Raw genomic sequence first — 19,966 nt, forward strand, 5'->3', positions numbered from 1 at the left:
ATGACCGCCGTCACGGATCAGGACCACACGGAGCGGGCGGGGGACGCCGGATCGGAGAACGGGAAGGCGCCGGGCGAGGAACCGGCGTCGGGGGGCGAGGTGGACGCGGGCGGGAAGGACGAGCACGCGCGCGTGGAGAGTGCGGAGGGCGGTGACGGGCGGGTGGGCGGCGGGCACGCGCGCGAGGAGGCCCGTCACGCGCGCCAGGAGGCCCGTCACGCGCGGGCCGACGCCGTGGACGCCTCCGGTGGGGCGGCCGACGCCGACGCCGCGGGCGCCTGGGACGACGGGCTCATCGCGCGCCGGGTCACCGCCGAGACCGAGCAGGCCGCCGTCGTGGAGGTCCGTGGGGCCAACGTCCCGCCCGCCGCCCCGCTCACCTACGACGGCCCCCTGCGCTCCCGTCTGGACGCGCTGCGGGAGCTGGTCGGGCTGTCGCGGGCCCGTCTTGACAGCCGGACGCTCGCCGAGGCCGGTCAGGTCCTGGACGAGGCGGCCGCCCGGCGCAGGCTCTCCGGGCACCACACCGTCGTCGCCATCGCCGGCGCGACCGGCAGCGGCAAGTCGCAGCTGTTCAACTCGCTCGCCGGTGTGGCCATCTCGGAGACCGGTGTACGCCGGCCCACCACGGCCGCGCCGATCGCGTGCAGTTGGAGCGACGGTTCGGCGAGTCTCATCGAACGGCTCGGCATCCCGCCCCGGTTGCGGCGGCGCCCGCTGCAGAGCGCCGAGTCGGAGGCCCAGTTGCGCGGGCTCGTCCTCATCGACCTGCCGGACCACGACTCGGCCGCCGTCCAGCACCGCGAGCACGTGGACCGGATTCTGCGGCTCGTCGACGCCGTCATCTGGGTCGTCGACCCCGAGAAGTACGCCGACGCGATCCTGCACGAACGCTATCTGCGGCCCATGGCGGGCCACGCGGAGGTCATGTTCGTCGTCCTCAACCAGATCGACCGGCTGCCCGGCGAGGCCGCCGAGCAGGTTCTCGACGATCTACGGCGGCTGCTGGACGAGGACGGGATCGCCCTCGGGGAGTACGGCGAACCGGGCGCGACCGTGCTCGCGCTGTCGGGGCTCACCGGCGACGGCGTCGGTGAACTGCGGGAGGCCCTCGGTCAGTTCGTGGCGGAGCGCGGGGCTCCGGCGCGGCGGATCGCGGCCGACGTGGACGCGGCGGCATGGCGGCTGCGGCCCGTCTACGCGACGGGCCGGCGCACCGGGCTGAGCGAGGAGGCGCGTGACGACTTCGCCGCCCGGCTCGCGGACGCGGTCGGCGCCACCGCGGCGGGCGAGGCGGCCGAACGCGCCTGGCTGCGCAACGCCAACCGCGCGTGCGGGACGCCCTGGCTGCGGCTGTGGCGCTGGTACCAGGACCGGCGCGAACCTCCCACGGGACGGCTGCCGTTGCGCGCCCAGCCGGACGAGGAGGCGACCGCGCGGCAGCGTGTCGAGCACGCCGTACGGACGCTCGCGGACCGGGCCTCGGCGGGACTGCCCGCGCCGTGGGCGCAGGCGGTGCGCGAGGCGGCCGTACGCGGCTCCCAGGGGCTGCCCGAGGCGCTGGACGAGCTGACGGCCCGGGCCGGGCTGCCACCGGGCCGTCCGCCGCGTCCGGGCTGGTGGCCGGTGGCCGTGCTGGCGCAGGCGTCCATGACGCTCCTTCAAGTCGTGGGCGGACTCTGGCTGGTGGGTCAGATCGTCGGGGTCATGGCGCCGAACCTGGGGGTGCCGGTACTGCTGATGGTGGCCGGCATCATCGGCGGCCCGCTCGTCGAGTGGAGCTGCCGGATGGCGGCGCGAGGGCCCGCGCGACGGTACGGCGTTGAGGCGGAACGGCGGCTGCGGGAGGCGGCGTCCGGGTGCGGGCGGGCGCGGGTGCTGGACCCGGTGGCCGCGGAGCTGCTGCGCTACCGGGAGGTCCGGGAGCAGTACGGCAGGGTCGTCGGGGTGGGGTGAGGGGCGCTCCAATGAGCCTGGTCCCTCGTTCGGGTGGGGGAGTTATCCACAACCCGGGGACGGTCCACAGGGCGCAGCGGGCTCGGCCCGGCGGAGGCAGTCTGGCTTCGCGGCGATCGCGGTGACGCGGTCGGCACGCAGACAGCAGCAGCCGTACGGGACGGGCCCGTAGGCATGTCCGGGAGGGGTTCCCAGCGATGAACGAGACCATGATCTGCGCGGTGGGCAACGTGGCGACGCAGCCGGTGTACCGGGAGTTGGCGACGGGGGCGTCGGTGCGGTTCCGGCTGGCCGCGACCGCGCGCTACCTGGACCGCGAGAAGAACGAATGGACGGACGGGCACACCAACTTCTTCACGGTGTGGGCCAATCGCCAGCTCGCCACGAACGTGGCGGGGTCGATCAACGTGGGGGATCCCGTGGTCGTCCAGGGCCGGTTGAAGGTGCGCTCGGAGGTGCGCGAGGGGCAGCCGGCCTGGACCTCGGCCGACATCGACGCGGTGGCGATCGGCCACGACCTCGCACGCGGCACCTCGGCCTTCCGGCGCACACAGCGGCCGGAGAACACCGCCGCCACGGGGTCGTCCGCACAGCCGGAGCCGGTCTGGGAGACACCGCCGGGCGAGGCCGCGGACCGGCAGGAGGCGGTCGCGGTGACGTGACGTCGACCGAGGGCGCGGCAACCCTGACCGAAGTGCGGCTTATTGATGAATGTGTTCCGGATGCCTCCGGTCGATTTGTCGATAAGCCATGCGGGTGAAAGGTCCTGGCGATAACGATTCCGAGTCGGATCGATCTTCCGACCGCATCCTCGGGAAGAGGGGGGCGGCCGCGTCCCTAGGATGCCGAACACAGCTCCCGGGGCTACTGATTCTGCTGGTGGGACCGCCACCCCGCTCGTCAACGGGTCCTGCTCGAAGGGGAATTCCGTGTTTTCTGCGTTCTCTGCGCTGTCCGTGCGCGGACGGGGGGCGGCTCGCCTCGCGGCCGTCACCTTCGTCTCCGGCCTGCTCGCCGCGGGTGCGACGGTGGCTGTCGCCGGCCCGGCGTCGGCGGACGAGGCGGCGCAGAACCAGAGAGGGGCGACCGCCACGATAGGGGGCCTGAAGACCTACGGTGACGCGGTGATTCACGACACCGACGGCGATCTCCAGGTGCCGGCCGGGCTGTTCGAGATGTCCGTCGAGGGCGGCGGAACCCTCCAGACGTACTGCGTCGATCTCTACAACCCCACGCAGAAGGACGCCAAGTACCACGAGACCGACTGGAGCGGCACCTCGCTGGGCGCCAACAAGGGTGCGGGCAAGATCCGTTGGATCCTGGAGAACTCCTATCCCCAGGTCAACGATCTCGCGGCGCTCGCCGCCAAGGCCGGTATCGCCGCGGGTCTGACCGAGCAGGACGCGGCGGCCGGCACCCAGGTGGCGATCTGGCGGTACTCGGACGCCGTGGACGTCGACGCCGCCGACCCGCAGGCCGAGAAGCTCGCGGACTACCTGGAGAAGAACGCCCGTGACGTCCCGGAGCCGACGGCGTCGCTGACGCTCGACCCGCCCGCGGTCTCCGGCCACCCCGGGGAGCTGCTCGGCCCGGTGACGGTGCACACCAACGCGACCGGCGCCACGGTCACCCCGCCGACGGACGCGGCCACGACCGGCGTGCGGATCGTCGGCAAGGACGGCAGGCCGGTGACCTCGGTGCGCAACGGCAGCGAGCTCTACTTCGACGTCCCCGAGGACGCGGCGGCGGGCTCGGCCGACCTCACCGTGCAGGCCTCGACCACCGTGCCGGTCGGGCGTGCGTTCGCCTCCGAGAGCCGGAGCCAGACCCAGATCCTCGCGGGCTCCAGCGAGTCGACGGTCTCGGCCACGGCGAGCGCGACCTGGGCGAAGCAGGGTGCCGTACCGGCCCTCTCCGCGGCGCGGAACTGCACCGAGGGCGGCCTGGACATCACGGCGGTCAACCAGGGCGACGAGGAGTTCGCGTTCGAGCTGATGGGCACGGAGTACGCCATCGCGGCGGGTGAGTCCCGCACGGTGACGGTCCCGCTCCAGGAGGACCAGGCCTACGACTTCACGATCACCGGCGCCGACGGTCTCGCCGAGCGCTTCACCGGCGTCCTCGACTGCCGCACGCGCAGCAGCGAGACGGGCGCCACGACCCAGACGCTCAGCGAGCCCAGCCCCGCCACGGTGGCCGTCCCCACCACCGACGTCAACCTCGCCGAGACCGGCGGCTCCGCCACCACCCCGCTGATCGCCGGTACCGCCATCGCCCTGGTCGTGGTCGGGGGCGCGGTCCTGGTCCTCACCGGCAGGAAGCAGAACCGGGCACAGGACTGACCGGGGCGCGCCTGGGTGGGCACAATGGCGTCATGACCAAGCCCTCCGCATCGCCGGCGCGTCACACCTCCTCGGACTCGGTGCTGTCCCTGTGGTCGCAGGACTCGGTGCTGTCGATCGGCTCGGTGGGGTCGGTGCTGTCCATCGGTTCCGTGGGCTCGGCCCTCTCGGTCGGCTCGATCGGCAGCGCCCTGTCCGCGGGCTCGATCGGTTCCGCCCTGTCCCTCGTCTCGGCGGGCTCGTGGCTGAGCACGGGGTCGCTGCTGTCGGCGCAGTCGAGGTGGTCGGTGCTGTCGTGGCGCACGTCCCGGGGGCGCATGCGGTCCGTGGGGGCAGCGGGCGCGCTGCTCGTGGGCGCCGCCGTGGTGCTGGCTGGGCGTGGGGCAGGCGACTGACCTCTGGGTGCGGTGTTCCTCCAGGGAGGGGCTCGGCGGTGGGGAGGTGGTCCTGGACGCCGGTCCGTTCACCGGTCCGTGGAAGGTGGGTGAGGGGGCCCGCCCTGGACCGGCGTGTGGAAAGTGATGCCGGAGAAGTCACGTCCCTGCACGACGGGTCCGTGTTGTGTGCCGCCGCTGATGGCGTTGTGCGTGTCTCCGTCCCCGGTGCGCAGCAGCTGCGCCTGCTGCTGCCACTGCGTCAAGTTCGCTCGGAACGAGGGGTCTTGTTCGGCGCGGCGGTTCAGGGCCTCGCTGAGCGCCCGCGCCCGCTCCACGTCGTGGGGAGCCTCGGACAGGGCGGCCAGTTCGGCTTCGCCGGATGCCGGGCCGGTCCGCACCAACCCCCGGAGCGCCGACCAGAGTTGCCGCCCCATCTCACCGCCCGCTCCGGTCGCCGCCGCCACGAGAAGGCTCGCCGAGATCGGATCCACGCCACTACCCCCAGTCGCTCAACGGAGTCGAACGCATCGGTACGTCATCGTCCCAGAACGGGCGCCGAGGAGGATGGTCGTCGTCGGCCAGATTCGGGGGGCCGGTGTCCGGCACGGAGCCACTAGCAATAGGTACCGGACACCGGGCGGTTCACATGCCGAAGTACGTCGGACCGTGACTGTGGAAAATCACGTATGCAATGCAGGTCAGTACGACGACACGGTTCAGGTATCTCACGAAGCTCTTTGCCTTTCGTTCCCTCAACGAGCGTTGGTCTATGTCGGAAGCGTGGGCAAGGCACAGCGGTGGCCCGAAGTGGCAGCGGAGTGCCTCGTCGCACGCAAGAACATTAGCGTGTTGATCGAGTGTGCGTGCGGCTCTATGACGAAACCAGTCGAACGCTGCGCTGGTTACGCGTGTATCCCTATGCTCCGGCCACGCCCGTACGAATTGAACTAGGCGGTAACTTCGCCCCGCAGCTCAGCCAGCAAGCCGGCGGCCCGGACCTCCTCGGCCAAGGCGCCGATGCTCCGGCTCACCGCCAGGCTCTCCTCCAGATGGGCCAGGGCCCGAGCGGTGAGTCCGGCATCCCGTTCAGCCAGGGCCAAGTCGTGGAGCACCTCGGCCTCCTCGCCCGCCGCATGAATCGCACGTGCCATCTCAAGTGCGATGATGTGGTGTCGCAGGGCATCTTCGGTGCGGCCCGCCGTTCGGTACGTCCTGCCGATGCGTGTGAGGGCGATGGCCTGCGCGCGCCGGTCTCCGACATCGCGCAGCACCTGCAGGGCCATGCCGTACAGCGCGAGGGCTTCATCGGCTCTGCCGAGCGCGTCCATCACGGACGCCATATTCATCCGGAGCGTGGCCCTGTCTCGCGGATTCCCCATCCGCTCCGCCACGATCACCGCCCGCCGGTAAGCGATTTCGGCGGCCTCCGGGCGCCCTGCTCTCTTGTGGAGTTCCGCCATGTTGTTCAGTGCGCTGTATTTTCCGCGCTCGTCCCCTATTTCCGTGAAATCGGCCAGAGAGGAGGTGAAGCACGCCAGGGCCTCTTCGTTCTCTGCCAGATGGAGATGATTGATTCCGAGTAAATTTCGGCAACGCGCGATTCGGAGGGTATCGGAAGTTTGCGAAAGAAAATCAAGGGACTTCTTGAGGAGTGATCGGGCCGATCTGTACTGCCCCGTCAGCCACAGCGGGATCGAGAGCTGGTGAATGCATTCGCTCGCCAGTTCCCGGTCCCGCAGCGACCGTGCGAGACCGAGCGCCTGGCGTGCGGTCGAGATCGCCTCGTCGTAACGGGAGGCGTGGGTGTGCACCGTGCAGAGGTCGAGCAGGGCACGCGCGCTGGCCGGACTGTCACCTGCGGCGTTCCAGTGGGCGACAGCGCGCCGCAGCAGTGGCTCGGCTGTGCCGAGGTGTCCCTCCATGTCCAGGAGACCGGCCAACACATGGACAGAAAGGGCGAGTTGATGTTCTGTGCCGTGCTTTGCAAGCCAGTTCAGGGTGTCCAGAAGATTGGCCGACTCGGTGATCAGCCAGTGTTCGGCCGACTGCGCGTCGACGATTTCCGGACAGGGTGCGGTGGCGGGAACACCCGTGCCGAGATCAGTGCGCGAACGGAAGGGATAGGCCAGTCGGTCCGCTCGGTCCGCGGTGTGCACGTAGTGATCCACAAGACTTTGTACGGCCCGTCGGACATCGTCCCGGGATTCGGCCTCGCCCGACTCCATCAGTGATCTGGCGTAGTCCCGTAAAAGATCATGCATGGTGAAACGGTGGGGAATGGGCTCGGCCACGAGGTGGTGAGCCAGTAGTTCTTCGAGTACGTGTTCAGCCGTCTCCGGTGAGAGCCCGGTGAGAGCGGCGACTGCCCGAGGGCCGAACTCGACTCCCACATGCAGTCCGACGCGGCGGAAGACCAACTGCTGGTCGGCGTTGAGAGCCTCGTACGAGACCGCGAAGACATGGGTCAACGTCCGGTCCAGGTCGTGAAGTTGAGCCAGGTGGCCATTGCCGTCGCTCAGCTGGCGCAACAGGTCGGATGTGGTCCACGAGCCGCGGGCCAGCAACCGGCTCGCGGCAATCTCGATGGCCAGCGGGAGGTAGCCGCAGGCCCGGACGATCTCCGCCACATCGGCGGGATCCGTGTCGCGTGCTCTCCCCAGTCGCTGTGAGAAGAGCGCCGCCGCGTCCTCGGGAGGCAGCACGTCCAGTGAGACCGGCCGTACGCCCGGCAGTCCAGGCAGGTGTCGGCGGCTGGTCACGACGACCGCTGTCGGAGAAGCGCCTGGGAGGAGTGGGCGAATCTGCTCGGAGGAGGTCGCGTCGTCGAGGATCACCAGCATCCGGCGGTCTCGTGCCACCGAGCGCCACAGGGCGACCAACTCGTCCAGTTCACGCGGTAGTTCCTTGGTGGTCAGGCCGAGCAGCCGCAGCAGTTCGGAGAGGGCGCGGGCTGGGGTCGGCCGGGTCCGGTCGGTGGAAGAGCCGCCGAGGTGGAGGTAGATGCGGCCGTCCGGGAAACGGTCCCGTAATCGATGCGCCAGATGGACGGCCAGGGCGGATTTTCCGACCCCGCCCATTCCGTGGATCGCCTCGACGGTGACGACGTCCGCTGCTCCCCGCCCCTCGCAGAGCGCCGCGGTGAGCCGCCGCAGCTCATCGTGCCGCCCGGCCCACGGGACATCACGGGGCAGGTTGTCCGGGACCCGGCGCGTCGGCGGCGGGGGGCGCTTGTCCTTGGCCGCGGCGTGGGGGAGGAGGTCCGCCGCGGGGGTTCCCGCCAGGATTCCCTGGTGGGCCCGGTGCAGCCCGCGGCCGGCGTCGAGGCCGATGTCACGGACGACACGCTGCCGGGTCCGCTGGAGCAGTCTGGTCGCCTCGGCGGTCCGGTTGCTGCCGTACAGGGCGACGGCGAGTCGTTCGGCCAGGGCCTCGTCCACGGGATGTGCCTCGGCCAACGGCAGAAGTACGGGCACGGCGTCGCTGAACTTCCCCGCGTACAAGAGGATTTCGGCTCTGGTCATCGCCGCGACGAGACTGATCTCGCCGACGGCGGCACGGAGATGTTCGGCCCAGGAGCCGGTGATCCCGGCCAGCGGCTCGCCGTGCCACAGGGCCTCCGCCCGGTCCAGCAGACGCAGTCCCGTCTCCTCGTCCTCGTTGTCCCGCAGGGACCGGGCTCGCTCGACGCAGTTCGTGTAACAGCGCAGGTCCACCCGCTCCGGGTCGACCTCCAGAGCGTACGAGTTCGTACGGCTGACGATCGGGGGAGCGTCGCCCCCGGCCATCCGCAGGACGCCCCGGATGCGGGAGATGTGGGCGTGGAGCGCTTCCCGTGCCTTGGCGGGCGGATGCTCGTCCCAGATGCGGTGGATCAGAGCGTCCACGCTCACCGTGCGACCCGCGTCCCAGGCGAGGCCTGCGAGCGCCAACCGTGTCTTGGTCGATCCGAGATCGCTACGGCGGCCCGCCGTTCGGATCTCCACCGATCCCGAAAGCCTGATCTCGAACTCCACCAGCGTCCTCCCCGCCGGTAGGCCCTGTGATTGCCGAGCTTTCGAGAGTGTCATGGACCTGGCACGGGCGACCATAAGGCGGAGTGATGTGTTCAAAGTTGACCGATAAATAGCGCTATTGGTTCACATCTGGTCCGCAGTGGGGAGTGACTCCCGAGGAGCCGGAAGGAGTTGCGCACGTGCGTGCTTTCCCCTCGGACGGATCGGAGGCGCTGCTGTCGGCCATGGCCGCCTGCGGTGCCGACCCGGAGTCGCCCGCGTGGCGCGAACTGGCCTGGGTGATGGACACCGCGGCCCGCGCGGACCCCTCGGTGACGCGGCTCTGGCCGGGGCACGGGACACGGGGGCAACCGGTCGAGGCGACACGGTGGCAGCAACTGGCGGACACTTTGGGTGAGTTGGCCTCGCACGACGCGTCGACACGGCTGGCGCTGACCAAGTGGTTACGCAACTACCCTGGCCCTGGGCCGGCTCTGCCTGGGTCGGCCTCCATGTCGCCTGGATCGGCCCCGGGGGCGCCGCCCACATCACCCACGTCGCCCCCCATACCGCCCGCCTCCACGCAACCCGCCCCGAGCCCCGCTCCCGCCCCCGAACCCCCCACCCCCGCGGCGACCACCAACCTCATCAGCGGCAGTTCCGTGCTCCACGGCCCCAACGTGCAGGCCCGGGACATCCACGGTGGTGTCCACTTCCACCCGTCCGCCACCCCGGCACCGCCGCCCCGTCACCCCGTTCCCCGTCAACTGCCGCCGGTGACCGCGCGGTTCATCGGCCGGGAGACCGACCGGCACGCGCTCGACGCGCTGCGTGCCGAGCGGCCGGCGCACGCGCCGCAGCTCCTGGTGATCACCGGACTCGCGGGTGTCGGGAAGACCACCTTCGCCGCCCACTGGCTCCACGAACACGCCGACAGCTTTCCCGACGGCCAGCTCTACGCCGACCTCGGCGCCCGGAACACAGCCGCGGAGGACGGCCCCGTCTCCCCGGCCACCGTCCTGGAAGCCTTCCTGATCGCACTCGGCGCGTCCTCGGTGCCGAGCGGGACCGCACAGCGAAGTGCGCTGTGGCGTTCTACGACCTCGGGCCTCCGGCTTGCCGTCCTGCTGGACAGCGCGTTCACCGCCGCCCAGGTACGCCCGCTCCTGCTCGGCACACCGACCGGCCTCACCGTGGTGACCAGCAGAAACAACCTGACCGGGCTGCGCGTCGACGGCGCCTCCGTACACCGGCTCGAAGGGCTCCCCACCGCCTCGGCCGTCGAACTTCTCGCCGTCGGCGGCGGGACGCGCGTGGCCCGGGAGCCCGCCGCCGCGCGTGAGGTGGTCAGACTGTGCGGCCGCCTGCCCCTGGCCGTGGCCCTGGCCTCCGCCCAGCTCGCCCTGCGCCCCCACCGATCCGTGTCCGCCCTGGCCGACAGCCTGTCCCGGGGGCGGGGCGCGGTCGACACGCTGCGGGTGGACGGGGAGGCCGTGATGCGTACGGCGCTCGACATGTCGTACGACGTCCTCCCGGGCGGGAGTCGGGCCCTGTACCGCCGGATGGGGCTGCTGCCCGCCGACCGCCACGACCTCTCGCTGCTGACCGCCCTAGCAGCCGACGTGGAGGAGCAGGGCGGGGAGGGGCCGGGGGAGGAAGGGGTCGACAGCGCGGAGGCCGCCGACATCGCCGTCGACGCGCTCGTGGAGTCGAATCTGCTGGAGGAGACGGGTCCGGGCACCTATCGCTTCCATGACCTCGTCCAGCCGCACGCCCGGCGGCTCGGCGAGGAACTGGAGGACCCCGGCCTGCGCGAGCGCACCCTGCGGCGGTTCGTCGACTGGTGTCTGTCCACCGCGGCTTCGGCGGAGGGCATCCTCACGCCCAGCCACCGGCTGGCAGGGCACGACCTCCCCGCCGGGACGACGCCCGCGACACCGCTCGACGGCCCCGAGGAGGCGCTGACCTGGCTGGACACGCACCGCAACGGACTCATGGGCGCCGTACGGCTCTCGGCCCGGCTCGGCTGGAACTCCTCCTGCTGGCGTCTGACGGACCTCATGTGGCCCCTTTTCCTGCGGTTGCGCCCCTCGGAGATGTGGATCGAGGCGCACCGCCTCGGCCTCGAAGCGGCGCGCCGGAGCGGATCGAGGCAGGGGGAGGGCCGCATGCTCACCTCCGGTGCGATCGGCCTGCGCGACGCGGGCCGCTACCGGGAGGCCGCCGACTGGTACCGGCAGGCGCTGGAGGCGGCCACGGCCGACGGCGACGTACGCCAACAGGCCCAGGCCCTGAGCGGGTTGGGACACGTCGCACTCCTGGCCCACCGGCTCGACGAGGCCCGCGGCCACTTCGAGCACGCCCTACGGCTGCGGGAGTCGATCGGCTACCGGCGCGGCGCCGCCCTGACCCGGCGGCGCCTCGGCGAGACCGCGCTGACCGCCGGTGACCTGGCCACGGCCGCCGAGCAGCTGCGCCGGGCGGGCACCGAACTGGACGCGCTGGGAGAGACGTACGAGGCGACCCGCGTCCTGGCCCTCCTCGGTCATGTGCTGGACCGCGCAGGGGACCCCGACGGGGAGCCGGGCGGTGGTGTGCGACGGCTGCGGGAGGCACTCGGGCGCTTCCGGACGGGCGAGGCCCGCTCCGAGCACTGGGAGGCACGCTGCCTGGAATGGCTCGGCCAAGCGGCCGAGACGCGTGGTGATCGAGAGGAATCGGTACGCCACTACGAGGCCGCGCGTGCTCTCCTCCGCCGCCTGAGCCCCGAGGACGCACAACGCCTGGACGACCGGCTGCGGCCGCGGTGAGCGCCGCGGCCGGTCGTCCTCCGCCGGTCCGTTCGGTGCGGCTACACCGGGGCGAGGCGGCGCAGCGCACCGGGCGGTCTCCCGGCCACCGTCCAGGCGTGCACGACCGAGGCGACCGTGTGCGGCGGGAGCGGGGCATCGGACCTGCCGCCCCGTGACGGCCGTACGAACGACACGGCGCCCGATGCGTCCCGCACCCCGACGACACACGCGGTGGACGTGTCGGGTACGGCGGCGGCAAGGCAACCGGGGTGGGCGGTCAGCAGCTCGAGCACGCGTCGGCGGGCCGCGTCGGGCGGCAGTGGGGCACGGCTCACGAGGACGTCGGCGTGTGCCGCGAGCGCTGCCCGCTCCGGGGTGTCCGCGTCCACCCGCAGGTGCACGTCGCAGGGCAGCGGTCCCCCGGGCGGGTGCGGGCAGGGCGAGGGATACGGATGTCCGCGTCGCGCGGTGGGCGAGGGCAGCGGATCGGACCGTACGAGCACCGGACCGTGCGCCGAGTCCGAACTCCAGACGGCGAGGGACGAGCGCTTGTGCGAGCCGTCGGCGTGGAGCGCGGACGGACCGGAGCACGCCGGGGGAAAGCACACCGTGGCCCATGCGGCATCCATGGCCGACGCGGCGTCCGTGGCCCATGCAACCTCCGGGACGGGGCGCCGGTCGCTCCTCATGCCGCCCCGCTGCCGGCGGAGATCTCCCACCGGGTCAGCGCGGGCGGTGGCGGGGGCGGTGCGACGAGGGGCGGACGGGCGGGTTCGCCCAGCCCGAGCAGGTGGTAGACGAGTGAGCGCATCCGCCGGTGGAACTGTCCCGGCGCCGATGTCAGCGAGGCGGCGACATGGTCGTACTGCCCCGGGCGGTGCAGCTGAGCCGCGTACTCCAGCTGCTCCGCGAGCGGATATCCCGGTACGACCACGGGTGCCACGGCCGACAGCAGGGCAGCCGGGGAGCAGGCCGACACCTCGCGCCGGGGCCCGGCGGTCAGCAGCAGCGTCGCGTCCGTGAGGGTGCCGTACGCGGTCAGTGATCCGTGGTCCCCGATGATCCAGTCGGCCGCGATCAGCGGCGCCTGCCAGTCGGCCTCCGGCGGCACGACCGCGAGCCCCCGGCCCCGGCAGGAGGACAGCCAGCCGTGCACCTGCCGGGTTCCGTGGCCGGCGAACACATTGGGATGGACCAGCATCGCCACGCGGTGGCCGTCGCCCGGCAACTGGCTCAGCAGTTGCGGCAGCAGGGCGTCGAGCCGCCCGAACGTCGACGCGGGCCCCCAGGTGGACGTGACGACCACGAGCCGCTGCCCGTCCTCGATTCCGAGGGCCCGGCGGTAGGCCTCGCGGCCGGCCCGGCCCGCCATGATCCGGTCGGCACACGGATCGCCCGCCACGTGGGCCACCGGAAGCGCCTCCGGGCAGGACCGGGAGAGTTCCTCCAGGCCCCGGTCATGGGCGTAGACGATCGCCGCCGGGACCAGCCGCCCCTCGTGCAGCAGATGCCGCCGGCTCAGCATCCCGGGCGGCCTCGGCTCTCCCGGGGCCAGTGCGGTGACGTCGGTGAGCAGTTTGATCTGGCCGGCCCCGTGCGAGATGCGTACGACCGGGGCCCGCAGTTCGTGCACTCCGCGGGAGCCCGCGGCGAGCGCGAGGTCGAAGTCGGCGCGCCGGGCATCTTCCCAGGGCACGGTGCTGATGCCCAGGCTCCGCAGGAACTCGGTGGTCCCGTTGCCGAAGGCGTGCGGGGCGACCGTGAAGACCAGTTGGATGCGCAGGTCGGTCTCCAGGAGTTCGAAGACCTCGCGCAGCCGTTGGGCGAAGGTCACGGTGTGCACGACGACCAGGACCCTCTTGCAGTCCCGTACGGTCAGCCAGTGCCCCTGCTCGATCAGTGCTGATCTCGTCGTTCCGACAGACACGCGATCCCCCATCGCTCGTCGCGACGTACCTCGGACGGCAGGGGGGTTCCCGGCGCACACGGCGCTTTCCTTGCACGTCTCTTGCAGCACCCTTGCGGCGGCGCAGCTGCCACTTACCTCTGCGGTGTCCCGGCACGACTGTCCGAGAGCTGTGGCTGCGGCCGAAGCAGATCTCCGGGGTCGCTGACGACCAGCGTAGTGGCCATTTTGTCCCAGAGCTCCTGTCGATTCTTGTCCCACAGGAGCCAGAAATAGGGAATCAGAAGGGTGAAGCTGGCAAGGAATCCGATGAGCGGCTTCGCGATGACTTCCCGGAAGAACATTCTGAGCCATCCGGCGGTTCGAGCCTGTGGAATGCAGACGACTCTCATGTGGAGCAGCTGTTTGGCGGGGGTCTGGCCGTATTGGAAGACTATGAGCGCCCAGATGACCCAGCCGATCACCAGCGTGCAGATCATGAGGACGAACTCCAGCAAGTACCCGCCGAAGCGGAGTCCAGCAGTGGAGAGCGTTATTCCTTGCGGCAGGAACAGGACTTGGTTGCAGAATTGGCAGGATAGTTCCTCGCCGGCGGGTTTTCCGCAGGCCGGGCATTCGGTGGGCGGTGTCAATGCCGTCGACGTTGCCGGCGGCGTTGGCTGTGGAGTCGGCTGTGGTGTGAACGGCGGCGGGGTCGTCGGGGGGTGTTGGGGTCGCTGGTCCCATTGCCGGGGCTCGCCGCGAGCCTCGGGCTGCACTCTCGTTCCCCTGTGCTCATCAGGGTTCTCGGGCATTGTCGTCTCCACTTGCTGATGCGTAGGCTCAGTGACCGAAGGGGTCAAGGGCCTGGGAGGTCCCGTAGTCCTCCCACTGCAGTGAGACGCGATCGCCGATCCTGGGAACGTTGTGGAATACAGCCCAGGACATGATGATCCTGTGGTTGGGGCTCAGATTGGCGTTCCACTCCGGGTGATCGCTGCATAGGTCGTGCTCGGCCTTCACGTACCCAATACTCGTGCCTTGTCTGAATATGTTTTCCCTTATCTTTCCGGTGTCCCAGCCCTGGCATGTCAAGTAAACGACATGATCCGACGTGTTGTTGTAGATCACGTTCACCTGCCAGCGTGTGGGTATGCCTCCCTCCCAGGGGAAAACTTGGCTCGCTATCCAGGAGACCTGCACCTCTCCGTCGTCCGAGATGACATTGCTCCTGCCCTGGGTTGCGTATGCACCAGCCTCGGGGAATGAGCTGGCTGCCGTGACCACGGACTGCTGCTCTGCGGGGGCGGCACTCAGTCCGATTGCTGCGACCATCATCACTGGGCTACTCGCAGCCAAAGCCCTTCGGATGTTCATGGTGACCACATCCCCAGCGGGCGGAAATGCATGATGTGCAGGTGCCACGGGAGGGCGATGCGTCGGAGCGATCCGAATGGTGCTCGGTGCATCAGCGGGTGCTTGACCGCTTCGAGCGGTAGCTGTCGCCTGCCGTGGGGCGAGAGTGTCCGCCAGGCATATGGCGGGTTCGCCTGCGGTACCGGCAGTACCTATGTCCAGGGGAGCACAGGTCGGAGGCAGCCGCATGTCGATCAAGGGCGTTGCGGGTACAGCATTCTCCCCGACGGGCCCGGCATCCGGGACGCGAACGGCATCGGGTCCTGCCGGTGTTCCAGGGCGTCCTGTTCGTGCCGGCATATCGGGATCGGCCGGGAGCACCTGCCGCAGGAGCTCGGCTTCGATTCGGGGACGACATGCGGGTGGCGCCCGGCCGGTGGACCGAGGCTGGGCTGGGGTGTGGCCCGCTGCACGAGGTGCTCGTCGCCGAACTCCGCGGCGCGGGCATCGTGGACTTCGGCGCGGGCGGTGGCCGACGGTTTCCACATCCGCGCGTTGAACGGGGGCCAGGACGAGTGGAAGCTGCGTCGACCGGGGTGAGGACGGGCAGGGCGGCAAGCATCACCTGATCACCCACGCCACCGGCAGCTCGCCCGCGGTCACCCTGGTCGGCGGTAACCGCAACCGCAAGCGCGGCCGACCGCGTCGCCGCGCGGACGTCGTCCTGCTCGGGAACCGCGGCACCGATCACGCCTCGGCCTGGGCGCCCAACGCCGGGTCGGATCCGCTGGGAGATCCGCGATGACATCCACGAAGCCTTCCTCACGCTCGGCTGGCTCGGCCGCCAAACGCGCGTCATCGCCCGGCAGGCCGTCACTTGCGGCTGAGAGCCTCCCGTCCGTCTCTGCCCGAGGGGCCACGCGGCGCGGACCTGTGTGAGTCGCGCTGGATATCGCTCCGGTCAGCGGTCAGGCGCACCGAGCTGTTGCCGGACGTAGGGCCTGTCCTAGGTGTACTGCCCAGCGATGTTGTCGACGGCGAGCCCGGAGATCTCGCCCTGTCGCAGGCCCCCATCGGCGCCGACGTCGGACGTGGCTCGGTAGCGGGAGTGATGGGCCGGGGCGGCGCGGCCTGAGTCATGGCGGTGATGAGGGGCACTTCCTTGGGCCGGCCCCTGGGCCGTCACCCGCGGCCGAGCGCCTCCTGGCCGACTCTGCCCGAGGGGCCACGCGGCGGGGAGCTGGGTGAGTCGCAGACGCTGGGTATCGCCCTGGTCAGCGGGCAGGTGCACCGAGCTGTCGCCGGACGCAGGCCTGCCGAGGTCACCGATCCTGCCAACGTGGTGACAAGCAGTGACGGGTCGGCTACCGCGCGGTCGGTGAACGGCCAGGTCACAGCCCCCCGACCAAACGGGTTACCACCTGAGGGTGGACCTCAGGCAAGATGGGGTGTATCTGCCCACTCCAGATCTCAAGTTGCCGGACGGTTTCTCTTGGCTGAGTACATCTACACCATGCGCAAGACGCGTAAGGCGCACGGAGACAAGGTGATCCTTGACGACGTGACGCTGAGCTTCCTGCCCGGCGCGAAGATCGGTGTGGTCGGGCCCAACGGTGCCGGTAAGTCCACCGTTCTCAAGATCATGGCGGGCCTTGAGCAGCCGTCGAACGGTGACGCGTTCCTGTCGCCCGGCTTCAGCGTCGGCATCCTCATGCAGGAGCCGAAGCTCGACGAGTCCAAGACGGTCCTGGAGAACGTCCAGGACGGCGCCGCCGAGATCATGGGGAAGCTCAACCGCTTCAACGAGGTCGCCGAGCTCATGGCGACCGACTACTCGGACGCGCTCCTTGACGAGATGGGCAAGCTCCAGGAGGACCTGGACCACGCCAACGCCTGGGACCTGGACGCGCAGCTGGAGCAGGCGATGGAGGCGCTGGGCTGCCCGCCCGGCGACTGGCCCGTCACCACCCTCTCCGGTGGCGAGAAGCGCCGTGTCGCGCTCTGCAAGCTGCTGATCGAGGCCCCGGACCTGCTCCTCCTCGACGAGCCCACCAACCACCTCGACGCCGAGTCGGTGAACTGGCTGGAGCAGCACCTCTCGAAGTACGCGGGCGCTGTCGTCGCCGTCACTCACGACCGGTACTTCCTGAACAACGTCGCCGAGTGGATCCTCGAGCTCGACCGCGGTCGCGCGATCCCCTACGAGGGCAACTACTCCACGTACCTGGAGAAGAAGGCCACTCGCCTCAAGGTCGAGGGCCGCAAGGACGAGAAGCGCGCCAAGCGCCTCAAGGAAGAGCTGGAGTGGGTCCGCTCCAACGCCAAGGGCCGCCAGACCAAGTCCAAGGCCCGCCTGGCTCGTTACGAGGAAATGGCGGCCGAGGCCGACAAGATGCGGAAGCTGGACTTCGAGGAGATCCAGATCCCGCCGGGCCCGCGTCTGGGCTCCATCGTCGTCGAGGTCAACAACCTCTCGAAGGCGTTCGGCGACAAGGTCCTGGTCGACGACCTCTCGTTCACGCTGCCGCGCAACGGCATCGTGGGCATCATCGGCCCGAACGGCGCGGGCAAGACCACGCTGTTCAAGATGATCCAGGGGCTTGAGCCCGCGGACTCGGGCACGGTCAAGATCGGCGACACGGTCAAGATCAGCTACGTCGACCAGAGCCGCGCCAACATCGACCCCAAGAAGACCCTCTGGGCCGTGGTGTCGGACGAGCTGGACTACATCAACGTGGGCCAGGTCGAGATGCCGTCGCGGGCCTACGTCTCCGCCTTCGGCTTCAAGGGTCCGGACCAGCAGAAGCCGGCCGGCGTCCTGTCCGGTGGTGAGCGCAACCGCCTGAACCTGGCGCTCACGCTCAAGGAGGGCGGCAACCTGCTGCTCCTCGACGAGCCCACCAACGACCTCGACGTCGAGACCCTGTCCTCGCTCGAGAACGCTCTGCTCGAGTTCCCGGGCGCGGCTGTGGTCATCTCCCACGACCGCTGGTTCCTGGACCGGGTCGCCACCCACATCCTCGCCTACGAGGGTGACTCCAAGTGGTACTGGTTCGAGGGCAACTTCGAGTCGTACGAGAAGAACAAGATCGAGCGGCTCGGTCCGGACGCCGCGCGTCCGCACCGCGCCACCTACAAGAAGCTGACCCGGGGCTGATCTTGCGGCACATCTACCGCTGCCCGCTGCGCTGGGCGGACATGGACGCGTACGGCCACGTCAACAACGTGGTCTTCCTCCGCTACCTGGAGGAAGCCCGTATCGACTTCCTGTTCCGCCCGGAGAAGGACTTCCAGCAGGGGTCCGTGGTGGCACGCCATGAGATCGACTACAAGCGGCAGCTGGTCCACCGGCACGCGCCCGTGGACATCGAGCTGTGGATCACCGAGATCCGGGCGGCGTCCTTCACCATCGCCTACGAGGTGAAGGACGGCGACGACGTCTGTGTCCGGGCCTCGACGGTGATCGTGCCGTTCGACTTCGAGGCCCAGCGGCCGCGCCGGATCACCGCGGAGGAACGGGAGTTCCTCGAGGAGTACCGGGACGACGACGAGGAGGAGGCCGTCGCCGCATGACGGTCCTCCACCTCGCCGACGAGGGGGAGGCCGCGGACCTCGCCGCCTTCCTCTCCCGGCTGCTCCACTACGACCGCTCGGCCGCGGTACGCCTCCAGGGCACCGGCACCGGCACCGCGCTCGCCGTCTTCGGGCGCCCACCGTCCTTCGAGGTGCTGGCGATCCGGGCGGTGCGCCTCGCCAAGCCGTACGAGAACGGGCTCGACGTCACGCTCGACGTGACCGTGTCCGCCGGGGAGCTCCTCGAGTCCGTCGACGAGGGCGCCGGTACGGCTGTCGTGCCGGGGGCGGTGACCGGGCCGCCGTGGGCCGGAGTGCTGCCGCCGCGTGGCGGGTGGCAGACGGTGAGCGGGCTGCCCGAGCCGGCGGCGCTGCGGGCGCTCGTTAACTCCGGGGTCGCCGAGTTCCGGTCCCGTACCGAGGAGTTGGGCCCCGAGGAGCGTACGCGGGCCGAACTCGACCGGATCGGGCGGGAGATCTGGTCCCGGACCGTGGGGGACACCCGGCTGCCCGTGCGGGCCGTGCACGCGGCCCAGTCGCTCGGATTCCTGCGGCCCGGCGCGGAGTTGGCGCTGTTCTCGTCGGGGGCGTGGCTGCGGCTGCGTTCGCCGTACGGCTCGATCGCCGTACGGCAGGGGGGACTCGGGATGCTCGGCGTCAGCGTGCGCTGAGCGGGGCCGTCAGTCCCGGTCGCTGTCGTCCGGCCATACGCCGATGTGGTCCGGCTCCAGTTCCAGCGCGACCCTGTCGCGCATGCCCAGCGCCTCGGTGTACTCCTTCGGGAGCTGGAGGCGGCCCGCGCGGTCGAGCATCGCGTACTCCCGCGCCACCAGGGTCTCGTGGCCCGTCGCCGCGTCCACCTCACTGCGGCGCAGCACCTCCGTGGACGTACGGCCGTCCCTGATGGCGACCGTGCGGCGGACCTCTCCCGCCACTGCCGGGTCGTGGGTGACGATGACGATGGTCGTGCCGAGCTGTTCGTTGGCGGTGCGGAACGCGGCGAAGATCTGTTCCGCGGTGTGCGAGTCGAGTTCGCCCGTCGGTTCGTCGGCCAGGAGGACCGCGGGGTTGTTGGCCAGCGCGACCCCTATCGCCACGCGTTGTTGCTGGCCGCCCGACATCTGGTGGGGGCGGCGGTTGCGGCAGTCGGCCACATCCAGCAACTCCAGGAGTTCCAGGGCGCGTTCGGTGTGGGCGCGGCGGGGAGTCCGGGAGCCGGAGAGCTGGATGGGCAGGGTGATGTTCTGGACCGCGGTGAGGTAGGGGAGGAGGTTGCGGGAGGTCTGCTGCCAGACGAAGCCGACCGTCTGGCGGCGGTAGGCCAGGCGGTCCTTCGCGGTCATGGTGAGCAGGTCGTGGCCGGCGACCCTGGCGGCACCGGCGGTGGGGGTGTCCAGGCCGGCGAGGATGTTCATGAGCGTGGACTTGCCGCTGCCGGACGCGCCTACCAGGGCGAGGAGTTCGCCCTCGCGGACCAGGAGGTCGAGGCCCTGGAGGGCCTGTACCTCCACGCCGTCCGTGGTGAAGATGCGGACGAGCCTGTCGCAGGTGATCAGGGCGTCGTGGCCGTAGGTGGGGCGGTTGCGGGCCTCGGTCGCCTTGTGGGCGAGGTCGGTGAGGGTGGGGTTCGTGGTCACTGGCCGTCTCCTGTGGGGGCGCCTGTCGATGTGCCGCGCTGTGCCGCAGTGCGGGT

The 19,966-nt window shown here is 70.4% G+C and carries 15 protein-coding genes; 8 read left to right on the forward strand and 7 right to left on the reverse strand.

Going from position 1 to position 19,966, the window contains the following annotated elements; genetic code table 11:
* The 4 genes from ABZT02_RS13620 to ABZT02_RS13635 all read left to right on the forward strand — a co-directional run bounded on the left by ABZT02_RS13620 (window position 1) and on the right by ABZT02_RS13635 (window position 4,693).
* Window positions 1–1,956, forward strand: coding sequence for a YfjP family GTPase (locus ABZT02_RS13620; protein WP_356017393.1), 1,956 nt, complete (start codon window positions 1–3; stop codon window positions 1,954–1,956).
* A 197-nt stretch (window positions 1,957–2,153) separates the two neighbouring features.
* A complete protein-coding gene (locus tag ABZT02_RS13625; RefSeq protein ID WP_356017395.1) occupies window positions 2,154–2,618 on the forward strand; it encodes a single-stranded DNA-binding protein in 465 nt (154 codons plus the stop codon).
* A 267-nt stretch (window positions 2,619–2,885) separates the two neighbouring features.
* Window positions 2,886–4,298 carry a TQXA domain-containing protein gene (locus ABZT02_RS13630; RefSeq protein ID WP_356017399.1) on the forward strand — a complete coding sequence of 471 codons (1,413 nt, stop codon included), beginning with the start codon at window positions 2,886–2,888 and terminating at the stop codon, window positions 4,296–4,298.
* 32 nt (window positions 4,299–4,330) lie between these two features.
* Window positions 4,331–4,693, forward strand: coding sequence for a hypothetical protein (locus ABZT02_RS13635; protein WP_356017401.1), 363 nt, complete (start codon window positions 4,331–4,333; stop codon window positions 4,691–4,693).
* A gap of 68 nt (window positions 4,694–4,761) precedes the next feature.
* Here the strand turns inward: ABZT02_RS13635 and ABZT02_RS13640 are convergent, their stop codons facing one another.
* Window positions 4,762–5,166: a hypothetical protein gene (locus ABZT02_RS13640; RefSeq protein WP_356017403.1), complete on the reverse strand. Its 405-nt coding sequence runs from the start codon at window positions 5,164–5,166 to the stop codon at window positions 4,762–4,764.
* Window positions 5,167–5,622: 456 nt separating this feature from the next.
* Window positions 5,623–8,742 (reverse strand): tetratricopeptide repeat protein, encoded by a 3,120-nt coding sequence (locus ABZT02_RS13645; RefSeq protein ID WP_356017405.1) that lies wholly within the window; start codon window positions 8,740–8,742, stop codon window positions 5,623–5,625.
* Window positions 8,743–8,867: 125 nt separating this feature from the next.
* Here ABZT02_RS13645 and ABZT02_RS13650 point away from each other — a divergent pair, with 125 nt between their 5' ends.
* Window positions 8,868–11,477, forward strand: a complete 2,610-nt coding sequence (locus tag ABZT02_RS13650) for a tetratricopeptide repeat protein (RefSeq protein ID WP_356017408.1) — start codon at window positions 8,868–8,870, stop codon at window positions 11,475–11,477.
* A gap of 41 nt (window positions 11,478–11,518) precedes the next feature.
* Here ABZT02_RS13650 and ABZT02_RS13655 read toward each other — a convergent pair whose 3' ends face one another.
* The 4 genes from ABZT02_RS13655 to ABZT02_RS13670 all read right to left on the reverse strand — a co-directional run bounded on the left by ABZT02_RS13655 (window position 11,519) and on the right by ABZT02_RS13670 (window position 14,721).
* A complete protein-coding gene (locus ABZT02_RS13655; protein WP_356017410.1) occupies window positions 11,519–12,088 on the reverse strand; it encodes a hypothetical protein in 570 nt (189 codons plus the stop codon).
* A 56-nt stretch (window positions 12,089–12,144) separates the two neighbouring features.
* Entirely contained in the window at window positions 12,145–13,398 is a 1,254-nt protein-coding gene (locus ABZT02_RS13660) for a hypothetical protein (protein ID WP_356017412.1), read from the reverse strand.
* A gap of 101 nt (window positions 13,399–13,499) precedes the next feature.
* Window positions 13,500–13,997: an RDD family protein gene (locus tag ABZT02_RS13665; protein ID WP_356017414.1), complete on the reverse strand. Its 498-nt coding sequence runs from the start codon at window positions 13,995–13,997 to the stop codon at window positions 13,500–13,502.
* A 190-nt stretch (window positions 13,998–14,187) separates the two neighbouring features.
* Window positions 14,188–14,721, reverse strand: a complete 534-nt coding sequence (locus ABZT02_RS13670) for a hypothetical protein (RefSeq protein WP_356017415.1) — start codon at window positions 14,719–14,721, stop codon at window positions 14,188–14,190.
* A 1,471-nt stretch (window positions 14,722–16,192) separates the two neighbouring features.
* Here ABZT02_RS13670 and ettA point away from each other — a divergent pair.
* From ettA to ABZT02_RS13685, 3 genes are read left to right on the forward strand one after another with little or no spacing between them, the layout of a single operon-like run.
* On the forward strand, window positions 16,193–17,857 hold the full coding sequence (ettA, locus tag ABZT02_RS13675) for an energy-dependent translational throttle protein EttA (protein ID WP_328638688.1): 1,665 nt from the start codon (window positions 16,193–16,195) through the stop codon (window positions 17,855–17,857).
* 2 nt (window positions 17,858–17,859) lie between these two features.
* Complete coding sequence (locus ABZT02_RS13680) at window positions 17,860–18,273, forward strand: thioesterase family protein (RefSeq protein ID WP_356017418.1); 414 nt, start codon at window positions 17,860–17,862, stop codon at window positions 18,271–18,273.
* Window positions 18,270–18,944 carry a hypothetical protein gene (locus ABZT02_RS13685; RefSeq protein WP_356017420.1) on the forward strand — a complete coding sequence of 225 codons (675 nt, stop codon included), beginning with the start codon at window positions 18,270–18,272 and terminating at the stop codon, window positions 18,942–18,944. The genes ABZT02_RS13680 and ABZT02_RS13685 overlap by 4 nt, the downstream gene beginning before the upstream one ends.
* Window positions 18,945–18,953: 9 nt before the next feature.
* Here ABZT02_RS13685 and ABZT02_RS13690 read toward each other — a convergent pair whose 3' ends face one another.
* Entirely contained in the window at window positions 18,954–19,910 is a 957-nt protein-coding gene (locus ABZT02_RS13690; RefSeq protein ID WP_356017422.1) for an ABC transporter ATP-binding protein, read from the reverse strand.
* Window positions 19,911–19,966: the final 56 nt, after the last annotated feature.

It is taken from the genome of Streptomyces sp. NPDC005402, from assembly GCF_040606575.1.
GTDB lineage: Bacteria > Actinomycetota > Actinomycetes > Streptomycetales > Streptomycetaceae > Streptomyces.

Bases quoted from the DNA above. Each gene is read 5' to 3' on its own strand.
- ABZT02_RS13620 (WP_356017393.1), top strand. From the start codon at position 1: ATGACCGCCGTCACGGATCAGGACCACACGGAGCGGGCGGGGGACGCC.
- ABZT02_RS13625 (WP_356017395.1), top strand. From the start codon at position 2,154: ATGAACGAGACCATGATCTGCGCGGTGGGCAACGTGGCGACGCAGCCG.
- ABZT02_RS13635 (WP_356017401.1), top strand. From the start codon at position 4,331: ATGACCAAGCCCTCCGCATCGCCGGCGCGTCACACCTCCTCGGACTCG.
- ABZT02_RS13645 (WP_356017405.1), bottom strand. From the start codon at position 8,742: ATGACACTCTCGAAAGCTCGGCAATCACAGGGCCTACCGGCGGGGAGG.
- ABZT02_RS13655 (WP_356017410.1), bottom strand. From the start codon at position 12,088: ATGGATGCCGCATGGGCCACGGTGTGCTTTCCCCCGGCGTGCTCCGGT.
- ABZT02_RS13660 (WP_356017412.1), bottom strand. From the start codon at position 13,398: ATGGGGGATCGCGTGTCTGTCGGAACGACGAGATCAGCACTGATCGAG.
- ABZT02_RS13670 (WP_356017415.1), bottom strand. From the start codon at position 14,721: ATGAACATCCGAAGGGCTTTGGCTGCGAGTAGCCCAGTGATGATGGTC.
- ABZT02_RS13685 (WP_356017420.1), top strand. From the start codon at position 18,270: ATGACGGTCCTCCACCTCGCCGACGAGGGGGAGGCCGCGGACCTCGCC.